Annotated in this window: 10 protein-coding genes; 7 read left to right on the top strand and 3 right to left on the bottom strand. The window is 54.5% G+C overall.

Features of this window, described 5'->3' with window-relative positions:
- Positions 1–8: 8 nt before the first annotated feature.
- From gmk to L215_RS0105780, 7 genes are all read left to right on the top strand, one after another.
- Positions 9–575: a guanylate kinase gene (gmk, locus tag L215_RS0105810; protein WP_025882586.1), complete on the top strand. Its 567-nt coding sequence runs from the start codon at positions 9–11 to the stop codon at positions 573–575.
- A 576-nt stretch (positions 576–1,151) separates the two neighbouring features.
- The gene (gene metK, locus L215_RS0105805) at positions 1,152–2,441 is read left to right on the top strand and encodes a methionine adenosyltransferase (protein WP_027451490.1); all 1,290 of its coding nucleotides are present in this window, start codon (positions 1,152–1,154) and stop codon (positions 2,439–2,441) included.
- A 17-nt stretch (positions 2,442–2,458) separates the two neighbouring features.
- Positions 2,459–2,917, top strand: coding sequence for a transcriptional repressor (locus tag L215_RS0105800; protein WP_025882588.1), 459 nt, complete (start codon positions 2,459–2,461; stop codon positions 2,915–2,917).
- Positions 2,918–3,123: 206 nt separating this feature from the next.
- Entirely contained in the window at positions 3,124–4,575 is a 1,452-nt protein-coding gene (locus L215_RS0105795; RefSeq protein WP_027451489.1) for a TolC family protein, read from the top strand.
- Positions 4,576–4,610: 35 nt separating this feature from the next.
- Positions 4,611–5,663 carry an efflux RND transporter periplasmic adaptor subunit gene (locus L215_RS0105790; RefSeq protein WP_027451488.1) on the top strand — a complete coding sequence of 351 codons (1,053 nt, stop codon included), beginning with the start codon at positions 4,611–4,613 and terminating at the stop codon, positions 5,661–5,663.
- A gap of 33 nt (positions 5,664–5,696) precedes the next feature.
- Positions 5,697–8,816 carry an efflux RND transporter permease subunit gene (locus L215_RS0105785; RefSeq protein ID WP_027451487.1) on the top strand — a complete coding sequence of 1,040 codons (3,120 nt, stop codon included), beginning with the start codon at positions 5,697–5,699 and terminating at the stop codon, positions 8,814–8,816.
- A 3-nt stretch (positions 8,817–8,819) separates the two neighbouring features.
- Positions 8,820–9,122, top strand: a complete 303-nt coding sequence (locus L215_RS0105780) for a PG0541 family transporter-associated protein (RefSeq protein ID WP_025882589.1) — start codon at positions 8,820–8,822, stop codon at positions 9,120–9,122.
- 293 nt (positions 9,123–9,415) lie between these two features.
- Here the strand turns inward: L215_RS0105780 and L215_RS0105775 are convergent, their stop codons facing one another.
- The 3 genes from L215_RS0105775 to L215_RS0105765 form a co-directional block, all read right to left on the bottom strand.
- Entirely contained in the window at positions 9,416–10,927 is a 1,512-nt protein-coding gene (locus tag L215_RS0105775) for a GH3 auxin-responsive promoter family protein (protein WP_025882590.1), read from the bottom strand.
- Between the two features lie 17 nt (positions 10,928–10,944).
- The gene (locus L215_RS0105770) at positions 10,945–12,216 is read right to left on the bottom strand and encodes a type IX secretion system plug protein (protein WP_025882591.1); all 1,272 of its coding nucleotides are present in this window, start codon (positions 12,214–12,216) and stop codon (positions 10,945–10,947) included.
- A 339-nt stretch (positions 12,217–12,555) separates the two neighbouring features.
- Complete coding sequence (locus L215_RS0105765; RefSeq protein WP_027451486.1) at positions 12,556–13,758, bottom strand: tetratricopeptide repeat protein; 1,203 nt, start codon at positions 13,756–13,758, stop codon at positions 12,556–12,558.
- Positions 13,759–13,810: the final 52 nt, after the last annotated feature.

Raw genomic sequence — 13,810 nt, 5'->3', positions numbered from 1 at the left:
CAAAAGCTATGTCACATCTCATCCTTATCTCTGCCCCCTCAGGCTCTGGCAAGAGCACTGTCATCCAGCAGCTCATGCAAGACGAGAGCCTGCGACTCTCCTTCAGCATATCCGCTACGAGCCGTCCGCCACGTGGCAATGAACAGCATGGTGTGGAGTACTACTTCTACACGCCCGAGCAGTTCAAGAAGTTGATCGCCGAGGATCGTCTCGTCGAGTATGTGGAGGTCTATCCCGGAAAATACTACGGCACGCTCCGCAGCGAGGTTGATCGGCTAGCTAGTATGGGACGCAACATCCTCTTTGACGTCGATGCTGTCGGTGCGATGCGCATACAAGAGGCTTACAGAGACAAGGTGGTCAGCATCTTCCTCATGCCTCCGACCTTTGCGGAGCTGCGTCACCGGCTAGAGTCACGAGGCACCGAGAGCCCCGAGATGGTCGAGGAGCGTATGCGTCGTGCTTCGTATGAGATCAACTTTGCCGAGCAGTTTGACCATACCGTCGTCAACGACGACCTCAAGCTCTGCGTCTCGCAGGTCGCACAGATCATCCGCGACACCATCAGCAAGTAGCGCGCACAGCGTAGGTCCGCTTCATCAAGAAATAGAAGGCTCAGTCGTCCTCCCTGGATGGCTGAGCCTTCTTCCGTTTGTATCGTACTGGCTTATTAATAGATACGAGTTCCAAAAACAGTTCCCCGTTTGGAACTTTTTAGTTCCAGCGTAGGAACTTTTCAGTTCCAAGGGAGGAACTTTTCGTTTTCAGCGGGGCTTTTCGCTTATATGTCCCATTAGCCAAGACAGACACTTCGGAAAATCAAAATAAAGCATCAGCTCTGATTTGCGAGATTAAAAAGTTTGTCTTACCTTTGCCCCCACGTGATGACAAGAGGCTCCGAAGAGGTCTTGGATCGTAGTGGATGGATTTGATAAGCTTGCAACCACTTAGAAAAATGCTAAAAACTTACCTCCCCACCTCTCTAGAAGAGACCGCCGGAGGATCTTTCTAAGCAAGCATAGAGACATCGAAAGCACCCCACGAGCTGATCCGTCAGACTGGTGGGGTGCTCTCTTGTTGTGGCGAGAGGCTCTTGCTTAGTCAAGAAGTCTCAACTCAACACTTATTTATCTCAATAGTATATCAGCAGTATGAACTACTTCTTTACATCAGAATCGGTGTCTGAAGGACATCCAGATAAGGTGGCAGACCAAGTGTCAGATGCCATCGTGGATCAGCTCCTAGCGGGTGATCCTAACTCGCGTGTCGCCTGTGAGACGCTTGTCACTACGGGACAGGTGATCGTGTCGGGCGAGGTGCGTAGCAATGCTTATGTAGATCTAGATGCGACGGTGAGACGGGTCGTCGATCGTATCGGGTACAATAAGCCTGAGTATGGCTTTGACGCTCGTAGCTGTGGCATACTGAGCGCCATCCATGATCAGAGCAACGACATCAACCGTGGCGTGGATCGTGGTAATCCTGAGGAGCAGGGCGCTGGCGACCAGGGTATGATGTTTGGCTATGCAACGACCGAGACGGCCAACTATATGCCTCTATCTCTGGACCTCTCTAATGCGCTCCTCTTCGAGCTTGCAGAGATACGCAAGAAGGAGCCTGAGTTGATGCCTTACCTAAGACCTGATGCCAAGAGTCAGGTGACGGTAGAGTATGATGAGAATAACCACCCCGTGCGCATTGACACGATCGTCTTGAGCACGCAGCACGATGAGTTTATCAAGCCTACCGACGACTCTTACGAGGCGCAGCATGCGGCCGACCTGAAGATGCAGGAGCAAATAACGGAGGATATACGCCGCTATCTGCTCCCTCGTGTGGAGAAGTACTATCCGCAGTACGCTGATCTCTTTGCAGTGCAGGAGTATCGTCTACTGGTCAACCCGACGGGCAAGTTTGTCATCGGTGGTCCTCACGGAGACACAGGACTCACAGGGCGTAAGATCATCGTGGACACTTACGGTGGGCGCGCTTCCCATGGTGGTGGCGCTTTCTCGGGAAAGGATAGCTCTAAGGTAGACCGCTCTGGAGCCTATGCAGCTCGTCACATTGCCAAAAACATGGTGGCTGCGGGCATTTGCTCAGAGATGCTGGTACAGATCTCCTACGCTATCGGTGTCGCAGAGCCTGTGAGCATCTACGTCCACACCTCGGGTAAGAAGATCAATATGAGCGATGGCGAGATAGCGCAGCGAGTTTTGCGCATCTTTGACCTGAGACCGTACGCTATCGAGCGACGCTTTGACCTACGCAAGCCGATCTATGAGGAGACTGCTGCTTATGGTCACTTCGGACGTGATGTGCGTCGGGTCAAGAAGAGCTTTGAGACATTCCACAGAGGCACTATCGAGATAGAGGTCGAGCTCTTCCCCTGGGAGAAGCTAGACTATGTGGAGCGGATACAGCAGGAGTTTGGACTCTAATAATATCTGCTAGGTCTATGCCTCGTCTCTCGGATAGCCTCAAGGCTAAGGAGCAGCTCTTGCTGCAAACCTATCTCAAGGTGCAGGGGATGAACCGTAGCCGTGTGCGTGAAGCTATCTTAGATCTGATAGGAGAGCAGATGGGCATCTTCTCGTCCGAAGATTTGATAGCACTCGCCAAGGAGCGACAGATGGCTATCGGAGAGTCTTCAATCTATAGCTGCATAGACCTCTTTGTCAAGATTGGTATCCTGCTACCTCTACCGATGGGGCTAGCAGGGTCATTGGTGCGGAAGTCACTGTGTCACGGCAAGGCTTTACTGCTGTGCCGGCACTGTGGCTCCGCATTGCTACATCGTAGCGCAGCGGCACTGACGGAGCTACAGACAGTTACGCCGCCTCGCTTCAGCGACGTCACGCCACTACTGCTTTACTGGGGGGTCTGCCCTCAGTGCTATCGCCTCGGACGACGATAGAACCACACGGCAGTACAATCTAGTACTGCCCTCTGAAAGCGCTGGGTGAGGGTTCATAATCGCTTAAGGGAACGTCACGGGAGCATCAAAAGGTCGTTGCCGTATTAAACGACAAAGTCCTATTTGCCTCTAAATGGGTATTCCTGCAAGAACCGACTCGGGCGTTAGCGCTGTGGAGAGGGGGTTCGCTATACACTTATTATTATATGAGGCAACAGAAACATCTCATCTCTGGGTGGCGCTATGTGATGCTACCATGCTTATTCCTGCTTACGCTGACGCTCTCGGCGCAGCAACCAGATACGCTCGTGCTGACGCTAGACCAGAGCATCTCTCTCGGGCTGGAGCAGAGCCCGATGGTGCTGGGCAAGGATGTGGCGCTGGTCAACCAAATGTATGCTGAGCGTGAGGCGCAGAGCGCTCTCTACCCGCAACTATCGCTCTCGGGCAACTACGGCTACACGCTCAAGAAGCAGCGCATCTACTTCGACGGGATGCCCGGTATGGGCGCTATGCCAGGCATGGAAGACGGTATCGAGGTGGGACGTACGCACAATATACAGCTGGGACTACAAGCCGGTATGCCACTCGTCAATGCGACGCTCTGGAAGGCGCTGCAGATCAATCGCACGCAGGTTGACCTAGCACTACAGCAAGCCTCGCAGTCTCGTCAGGAGTTGGTCGGGCAGATCAAGAAAGCGTTCTACACGGTGCTTCTCGCACAGGAGTCTTGCGAGACGTTGCAACGCAGTCTACGCAATGCGGAGCTGAACCTCGAGCGAGTCACTCAGCGGTACGAAGCGGGGCTCGTGGCTGAGTACGACAAGATGCGTGCTGAGGTACAGTATGCTAATATCAAGCCCTCGGTACTGCAGGCGGAGCAGGGTGTTGACCTAGCCTATATGCAGTTGGCGGTGCTACTAGGACTAGACCCACACACAGGTCTGCGACTGGTAGGACATCTTCAGGATTACCAAGCCGAGAGCCAGCAACTCATAGCGCAGGTGCCGACGACTGACTCGCTTTGGCTCACAACCAATCCCACCTTGCGGGCGCTAGAGCTACAGCAACAGATAGCGGACGAGAGTATCAAGCTCTCCAAGCTGAGCTGGGTGCCTTCGATATCACTGGGTGCGAACTACAATTACAACTTCTCGTCAAACGACTTTGACCTCTCTAAGAGTCGTCTCTGGGTTCCCTTTTCTGTTGTGAGCCTACAGTTTCAATTTCCACTCTTCACAGGGCTTAAGAATTACTACACGACGCGACAAGCCAAGGGGCGTGCTTTGCTCCTGAAGCTCCAGCGACAAGATGCTGAGCGGTCACTCACGCTCGGCATGCAGCATCAGCGAGACCAGGCGCGCAAGGCTCAGGAGCAGTACAACACGGCGACGCAGATACAGGCGACAGCCGAGCGGGGCTACACCATCGCACAGCGTATGTACGATAAGGGGATGGGTACGCTCCTAGAGGTCAACGATGCTGAGCTGGCGCTCCTACAGGCTCGTCTTAATCAGACACAGGCGCTCTACGACTACCTCATAGCGGGCGTAGAGATAGAGCAACTCATAGCCCCCGAGACACCGCTCTCCGCTGATCCACGCAGTGATTACGAGGAGCGTCTCAACTCGATCAAACGAATGACACGATACTTCTAGCGATACAAACCATTTTAAGACAAACAGACTATCCTATGTTTCTCTCTATACGTACAGTTGCTCCCATAGCACTGAGCTTAGTTCTTCTATCTCTTACCAGTTGTAGCTCTGCGAGCAAGGATGGCAAGACGACCTTTTCGCACACGATCGACTCGACAGACATCAAGCATGTAGAGGTGGCGACAGTCTCGGTGCAGACGCTCCCAGACCTGCAAGAGTACACCAGCACGGTCGAGGCTAAGGTGACTAATCAGATAGCACCGCAGATGGCCTCCCGCATCAAGCGCATCTATGTAGAGGTGGGGCAGCAGGTCTCTCGTGGGCAGCTCCTCGCTGAGATGGATCACAGCCAGCTGGAGCAGGCGCGTCTACAGCTCGAGGAGCGCAAGAGCGCACTGGCTCGTATAGATGAGCTCTACAAGATAGGCGGTATATCGCAGTCGGAGTGGGAGGCGACACGGCGAGCCCTCACACTGGCTCAGACGAGCTACAATAATATAAAGGAGAACACACAGCTCCGTAGCCCTATCTCGGGTGTGGTCACAGCGCGCAACTACGATGCGGGCGATATGATGTCTCCCCAGATGCCTCTACTCGTCGTGGAGCAGGTCAACCCAGTGGTCCTACGGGTCAATCCCTCGGAGCGCTACTACGGGCAGATGACCAAAGGGATGCCTGTGACGATTACTTCGGAGTCCCTGCCTGACGAGACTTTTGCCGGTAAGATTTCTCTGAAGTATCCGACGATCAATCCACAGACTCACACCTTTACGATGGAAGTTGAGGCGACCAATCCTGAGCGCAAGCTGGTGCCTGGACAGTATGCTCGCGTCTCGATCAATCTAGGCGACAAGGAGTACACGGTGGTCCCCACAGAGAGCATCGTCAAGCAGATCGGCAGTGCTGAGCAGTGCGTTTACATCGTACGGGACGGCATCGCCCATCGGCAGGTGGTCCTCGTAGAGCGTACCGTCGGTAAGTATACAGCGATCAGCGAGGGCGTCTCCTCAGGCGATGTCGTAGTTACGACTGGTGCCAGCATCCTGTCCGATCAGATGCCTGTACAGATTTCGCAGGCTCAGCAGTAGTTCCCCCAACACACAGATCCTCGCCTTTAGCTTATGAGTCTTTATCAATCAGCCGTTCGCCGTCCTGTCACCACGATCATGATCTTCGTCGGGGTGGTTGTCTTGGGTCTCTTTGCCCTGACACGCCTGCCGATAGACCTCCTGCCCGATATGCAGATCAATCGGGTCATGGTCGTCACTTCTTACTCGGGAGCCGCTCCTGAAGAGGTGGAGAACAACGTTACCAAGCCCATCCAAAACGTCCTCAACGGTATCAACGGAGTCAAGCACATTACCTCGCAAAGCAAGGAAAATGTCTCTGTCGTCACGCTGGAGCTCCGAGAGGGACTGGACATAGAGAATGCGATCAACGATACCCGCGACAAGATCAGTGCTATCGCGGAGGCGCTCCCCGACGGGGCTGGCACGCCAAACATTATCAAGTTTGGCATGGATGACCTGCCTATTCTCATGCTCTCAATCAAGTCGGACGCTAGCTCGAAGTCGCTCTACAAGATCCTGAATGATCAGTTGATAACCCCTCTAGGACGCATTGACGGAGTGGGGGGCGTCAACCTACTGGGTGCTAGACAACGACAGATCAACGTCTACTGTGACCCGCACAAGCTCGAGAGCTACGGCATCACGGTCGGTGATGTGAGCAACCTCATAGCAGTGGCAAACCGAAACGTATCGGCTGGGTCGATGAACCTAGAGACAAGCAAAATCTCCCTCCGAGCTATTGGTGAGATCGTTGATCCGAAGCAACTGGAGGAGCTCCCCATAACGAGCTTCGCTGGCCGGACCATCTATCTGCGAGACGTGGCGAGCATCGTAGATGGCGATCCTGAGCAGCAAACGCTCGCTTACGTGGACAACCAGCGGGGTGCTATGCTCATGCTAATGAAGCAGTCGGGAGCCAACACGGTTCAGGTGAATAAGCGTGTCCTCAAGGCGCTCCCGCAGATTGTTAAGAACCTCCCCACGGACATCAAGATAGAGGTGATTATGGATCAGAGCGACTTCATCGTGCGCTCGATCAATAGTTTGAGCTCGACGATCGGCATCACATTCTGCGTCGTGATGCTCATCGTGCTACTCTTCCTGGGCCGATGGCGCGCCACCTTTATCATCGTACTGACGATTCCGATCTCGCTACTCTCGGCCTTTATATACCTACTGCTGACGGGCAATTCGCTCAACATTATCTCGCTCAGCTCGCTCTCCATAGCCATCGGTATGGTGGTGGACGATGCGATCGTGGTGCTGGAAAACATTACCAACCACATCGAGCGGGGAAGCTATCCCAAGCAAGCTGCCGTCCATGCGACCAATGAGGTGGCGCTCTCAGTCATCGCCTCTACGCTGACGATGCTCGCAGTCTTCCTCCCGATGGTGATGATGCAGGGCATGGCTGGACTACTCTTCCGTCAGCTCGGCTGGATCGTCAGTATCGTGATGATCGTCTCGACCATCTGTGCGCTCGCCCTGACACCTACGCTCTGTGCTCACATGCTCCGAGCCAATCGCCAACGCAAGGAGGGGAGGGTATCCCAGAAGATTCTACGCCCCTTCAACGACTTCATCCAGCGACTCACGGTCCTTTATCAAAGGACGCTCGCCTGGGTGCTACGACACAAGTGGCTCACGGTAGGCTTGTCCCTAGGCATCTTCGTGCTATCGCTTACGCTGGGCTCGCTGGTTAAGACGGAGTTCATGCCGCAGGGCGATGGTGGCTATATATTTGTCAAAGCGTACTACCCTGTAGGCACTACCATAGACCGCCCGCTCGCTGAGGGCCATCGCCTCACCGAGGAGTGGCACAAGAAGTACCCCGAGATAGAGATGCTCCAGTTCTCCACGGGTCAGGCGGACGCTTTCCAGTCTGGCGCCTCGACGCTAGCGCAGGACAATGCGGATAATCTCCTTTCCTTCAATATCAAGCTGGTCGATGCCTCCGAGCGAAAGCGTTCCTCTAAGGAGGTTGCTGCCGAGATGCGTCGTGATCTGAGCGCTACTCCTGGGATCAAGCAGTACAACGTCTCCATTCAGACAGGTGGCGGGGGACAGCAGAGTACTGTCAATGTTGATATCTACGGACACGACTTTGCCGTCACCGATCAGATCTCAAAAGCGTTTATGGCGGAGATTAGTAAGTCGTCAGCTTGCGCTCAGGCTCTGAGCAATCGGGATGAGTTTATGCCTGAGTACCAAGTCATCTTCGATCAGCAGCGACTCGCTGAGCATGGCTTGACGAATAGTATGGTAGCGAGCTACCTGCGCAACAGTATCTATGGAGCCACCGCCTCTTTCTATCGAGAGGATGGGCAGGAGTATGAGATCCGTGTGCGACTAGCTCCTGAGTTCAGACGTAGCCTAGACGATGTCGCGCAGACACTCGTACGCACCCCTCAGGGAACGAGCGTACGACTAGGCGACCTGGGCAAGGTCGTGGAGCACTTTGCGCCCCCCGCCATTTACCAGAAAGACCGCTCTCGAGTCGTTACCATTGCCCTCACGCCAGCACCTAAGGCAGCCCTCTCAGACCTCGTCCGCACCGCTCAGAAGATCCTTGACGGGATGGATATGCCCGAGGGCGTGAGCTACGAGATCACGGGAGCTTTCGAGCAGCAGCAAGAGGCTTTTGCAGACTTAGGGACGCTCCTGCTCCTCATTGTCTTCCTAGTCTTCATCGTTATGGCTGCGGAGTTTGAGAGCTTGGCCTCCCCGTTTGTCATTATGTTTTCCGTACCCTTTGCCTTTACGGGAGTTATCCTCGGTTTGCTCGTGACTGGAGTCCCCCTGAGCATCATTGCCTTCATCGGAGCGATCATGCTCGTCGGTATCGTGGTGAAGAATGGTATCGTCCTGATCGACTACACCATACTCAATCGTGAGCGCGGCATGTCCGTACGCACAGCGCTACTCCATGCGGGAGCATCGCGTCTGCGTCCCGTGCTGATGACGACCCTCACGACCGTCTTCGGTATGGTCCCGATGGCTATCGGCATCGGACAGGGTAGCGAGATGTGGCAGCCGATGGGTGTCACGGTAGCCTTCGGTCTGACCATCTCAACGCTGGTCACACTCCTCCTGATACCTTGTATCTATGCGCTGGTCTCTCGCCGTCAGATACGGCGTCGGCGCAAGAAAAGTCTCAAAAACAACCACTAAGCTATGAATAGACAAACGGCACTCTTCATCGTCTACAACATCGCCCTGCATGGGTTCGTCCTGCGTACCCTCGAGCAGCACAATGCCAAGGGCTATACCGAGTGGAGCGAAGTCTACGGACGTGGCTCCGCAACGGGCGAACCGCATCTCGGGAGCCACGCTTGGCCGACGACCAATGGCGCTATGATGGTTATCACGGACGCTGAGCGAGCCGAGCGAATCCTCTCGGCACTTCATCAGATCGATCTAGACAATCCTAAGCAAGGTCTGCGAGCCTTCGCCTGGGAGGTCATCAACAAGATCTAACGAATACGCCACTAGCACAGTAAGAAGCGTCAGTCTCGCACGAGCGGGGCTGACGCTTTCTACGTATTTGTGGAGGAGCGGGGTGGTAGCTCCCATACGAAACGTCAACTTTCCAAAACAGTTCCAGCTTTGGAAAATAAAATTTCCAAGCTTGGAAAGTTAGTTTTCCTCTCTTGGAAACTTTCTTTTCCACCGTTGGAAAGTTCCCTTTCCTCTAGGGGAAGGGGCACTGCCCCATAGAAAAAAAGGAGCTCCCCGCAGGGGAAACTCCTTCTATCTGACTGATGTTATGGCTATTTGTTGAGCTCGATGAGACGGTCGTTGAGCTCGGCGTTGCTCCGTAGGCGGGGTATCTTGTGCTGCCCGCCGAGCTTGCCCTGCTCCTCGAGCCAGTCGTTGAAGAGCCCTCGCCGAGCAACCACCAGACGGGGCATTAGGAGTGCCATATTGGCATAGCGCTTTGCCTCATAGTCGCTATTGAGCGTGCGGAGCTCTTGGTCGATGCGCTCGATGAAGTGCTCCGGATCGGCTGGCGGTGTCTCAAACTCTACGATCCACTCGTGATAGCCATTCGCCGTGTCTAGGCAGAAGCGCGGTGCCACCGTGTAGTCTAGCACCGTGACGCCCATCTCTTGGGAGACGCGCGAGACGGCTGTGGTCGTGTTGTGGACCATCAGCTCCTCGCCGAAGGCATTGATAAAGCTCTGCGTACGTCCCGTGATGATGAACTTGTAGGGGTGCAATTCGGTGAACATGACCGTGTCGCCGATGATGTAGCGGTAAAGCCCTCCGAGGGTGGAGATGACGAGCGCATAGTTGACCCCTTTCTGTACGTCGGCTAGCGGTATAGCCTGACGGTCGGGTGCGTCAAACTGAGACATCGGGATGAACTCGTAGAGAATTCCGTAGTCCTGCATCAGGAGCATAGAGCTAGAGGTGGGGTCGTCCTGAACGCCAAAGAAGCCCTCGCTCGCATTGTAGGTCTCACGGTACTGCATCCGCTCGGACGGGATGATCTGACGGTAGCGCTCACGGTACGGATCGAAGCTGATGCCTCCGTGAAAGAAGACTTCGAGGTGAGGCCACACCTCTGAGAGGTTCTTCCGTCCCGTATACGCTAGGATCGCCATGATGGTCTCGAGCATCCAGCTCGGCACGCCCGAGAGACTGCCCACATCTGCTGTCGCTACCTCTCGGACGATCTGTTGCATCTTGGCGGTCCATTCGCTCATGAGGAGGGTCTGCTTCGAGGGGACGCGGTACATCTGTCCTAGGGTGGGCATGTTTTCCACCAATATGGCGGAGAGGTCGCCCGTGTGGGTGCCTGCGGCAAAAGCGGTCGGCTTGTGGCTCCCCCCGATGACTAAGCTCTTGTGTGCAAAGAATTCACTGTCGGGTCGTGTATCTAGATAAAGCCAGAGCGCATCTTTGGCACCCTGATAGTGGCAACTCTGCAGATGCAACCCTGGCACGGGAAGGTACTTGCTGCGTCCTCCTGAGGTGCCACTGGATGTGGCGAACCAGCGACAGCTACCCTTGATGAGCTGATTGCGCTCTCCCTGCAGCATACGCTCTACCCAGGGGCGCAGCTCCTCGTACTCGACGATCGGGACGATGCGTTGGTAGTCGCTGTAGGAGCGTATAGGCTCGCTCGTGAGGGACTGCTCGTAGGCGGTGCCACGTAGTACACGCATGATGCGCTTGAACTGACGCGTTTGGATAGCTTCGCTCTGCTTGGCGTACCGCTCGATGCTTTTGAGCCGGAGGTACATGAGGCGATAGATGGTTGCGGTCTTTCTGTCCATAGTATTACATCTGGAAGTTACTTTACGGCTACCAGTCTCTGATAGCGTAGCATGGGAGAGGAGAGGTAGACGAGTGTGGTGTATTGATTCTCTGTCTGATAGTAGTCGCCCTCGATAGCGTTGCTGGCTAGGGGAGTGGGCGATGGTGAGGTGCTATATCGGTAGCTGACGTAGCCTCCCTTGACGAGGAGCGACAGCTCAAAGTGCCCTGTCTCACGGTTGTAGCGCAGCGTGCGCTGCTCCTTAGGCAGTGCATCGAAGGCTGCTCCCTCGATGAACGGGGTACCGTACCTGAGCGGGTCCTCCAGAGCTAGTCGCCAGGTGACGAGGTAGTAGTCTGTCATAGTCTCGTCGTAGTACGAGTCGTAGTCTGTCTGGCGCACTTTGCGATACCCATTGGCATCGGATACTGTGATGTAGCTACCATTCGTTGGGCGGTCTAGATAAAGGTAAGCCTCGGGGGGTGTCTCCTGACTATTCAGGTGCTCTACGCCCATATTCGCCTGATAGGGAGACAAGATCTCGTAAGCGCGCCACTCATTGCCCGCTGCAAAGGTGGCTCCGTCATGACCCCTGAAGGTGAGACGTCCAGGAGCGAGGGAAGTGGGGCTAGTGAGTTGCTGGTAGCGGGTGGAGGAGCCGTTTTGGCCGACAGTCACGAGTAGCTCCGTGAGCGGGTCGCTGGCCAGTGTGGGGGAAAAGGTTAGCTCTAGCTCCACCTGCTGAAAGCGGGAGTAGTTGCCCTGAGGGGTCGTCGGCACCACCTGCTGAGCGACCTCGGCGAGAGGCTCATAAAGCGCAAAGCTGGTGACGAAGATAGGCTCCTCTTGCAACTCTTCGCACCAAGCGGTGAGGCGGTAATTGCCCGAGAGGAGCGGCTGTAGTACGGAGGCTCCTCCGAGGCGTAGCTCGTAGTGACGGTAAGCGATGCTCGTGGCTTCGGAGGGGGTGCTTTCGTCCGTCTGCCAGCGCGCTCCGATCCAGCCGTCGAGGTATTCGCTAAGCGCCATACGGTCATTGACCTGCCAGTCAGCATCGCACAGCTCCAGCTGGTAGTGGATGCGATGCGGGACAGGGTCTGTGAGGTCAAAGCTCACCACGATCTCCTCATCGCTACTAGCCAAGCGAGCGATCGGGTAAGGTATAGCGATCGGCTCCCCGTCACGCCACACCTGACACTGTAGAGTCTGTACCTCTGTCGTGTAGATGTGATGCGGGAATATCTCTCCTCCTGAGAGTGAGCCGGCAAGGGCTAGGAGGAGCCAGCAAAGCGTCCATAGCTTATTCATCGTCCCAAAGTTACTGCTCTTTGATGGAATGACCAAGAGTCCACCACCGTACAGTAACTACTTATCTATTGTTTCAACAAACGGTTCCTCCGTTGGAACCGAAAAGTTCCTCCGCTGGAACTAAAAAGTTCCTGAATTGGAACTAAAAAGTTCCAAGAGGGGAATCATTTTTGGAACTCGTATGTGCAACTAATACAGTATGATATGAGCAAGCCCCGAGAGCATCTGTCGTTGTCTTTACCTTTACAGAGAGCAAACAAAAAGGAGACAGACCCCGCAGTGTGGATCTGTCTCCTATATTGTTGTCAGACTAGCTAGAGCGCTAGCGCATACTAGCGATTAGTTGCCGTGAGCAGCTTGGATCTTCTCGTACTTAGCGTTGTCGCCCAGTGCGTAGTAGATATTACCGAGTAGGTAGTAAGACGCATCAGGATTGATGCTGTAAGCCTTCTCGAGGTAAGGAAGCGCCTTCTTGAGTAGTGCGATGCGCTTCTGCTGAGCAGCTGTTGCACCGCCCTCCTCCTTGTCAGAGAGCTCTACAGCCTCGTTGTAGTAGATACGACCGATGTTGCAGAGAGACTCGACGTAGTTGGGGTCTATCTCGATAGCTTTGTTAAACCACTTGAGCGCCTCTTGCTCATCGCTCTCCTCGTAGAGCTTGCCCATCACGTCATAGAGCTGGGGGTTCTCAGGATTGAGCTCGATAGCTTGCTTGAGGAAGGTGCGCGCCTCGTCATACTTGTTCTGTACGATGTAGGTGTTGATCAGGTTGACGGAGTAGTACGCCTCCTTGGGGAAGAGCTTGAGACCCTCGCGCATCGTCGTGATGTAGTTGGTTGTGTCGCCCTCCTCGATGTAGGTCTGGGCGAGGATCTGGTAGACCTCGTTCTGACGGTAGCCCGTGTTCTTGAGCTCCTCACCGTACTGGATAGCTAGCTTCTTGTCGCCAGCCTGGTAAGCGGTGATGATGGCAAAGAAGTCAACCATTAGCGAGTTAGAGTCTGTCTGAGCGAACTTATCACCCTCGAATAGGGGAGAGCGCTTGATCTCTCTGAATGACTGGAATGCCTGGAGTGCGCTCTTGAAGTCCTTCTGCTCCATGTAGTATCCTCCCGCATTGATGTAGTAGAGGATGTTGTCCTTGTATGCGTTAGCAATCTTCTTCTCAAACTTAGGACGTACCTTGCCCTTATCGTTGGGCTGGTGATCGACCTCGTAGGTCTTCTTGTAGTACTCGTGCATAGCCAGGAGAGCTTTGTACATACTAGGCAGGTCTTGTTGCTCGTTTTTGAGGCTCTTCTGGTTTTCGCCTGTGAAGGCACGCTCCTCGATGAGTCCAGCTGTGTACCAGGTCTTGGCGTCGTCCTTGGTCTCAGGATTCTCAAGAGCTTGCTGGATTAGAGCGCGAGCGCCAGGATAGTCTGGCTTGCTAGCATCGGATAGACGGTCAGCCCCTCTAACGTTTGAGGTCTGTGCGAATCCGAGTGTCAGTGCACTCATTAGCACGAGTAGCACTAGGGTTACTTTGCGTGTTGTCTTCATATTCTAAATCGGTGTTACTAGTTATTTGTCTTACTCTCTCTAATATAGATGG

Origin of the sequence: Porphyromonas uenonis DSM 23387 = JCM 13868, from assembly GCF_000482365.1 — a bacterium.
In the GTDB taxonomy this organism is placed as follows: Bacteria; Bacteroidota; Bacteroidia; order Bacteroidales; family Porphyromonadaceae; genus Porphyromonas; species Porphyromonas uenonis.
The sequence above is the reverse complement of the archived record's forward strand: the minus strand, read 5'-3'. Positions and strand labels throughout refer to the sequence as shown.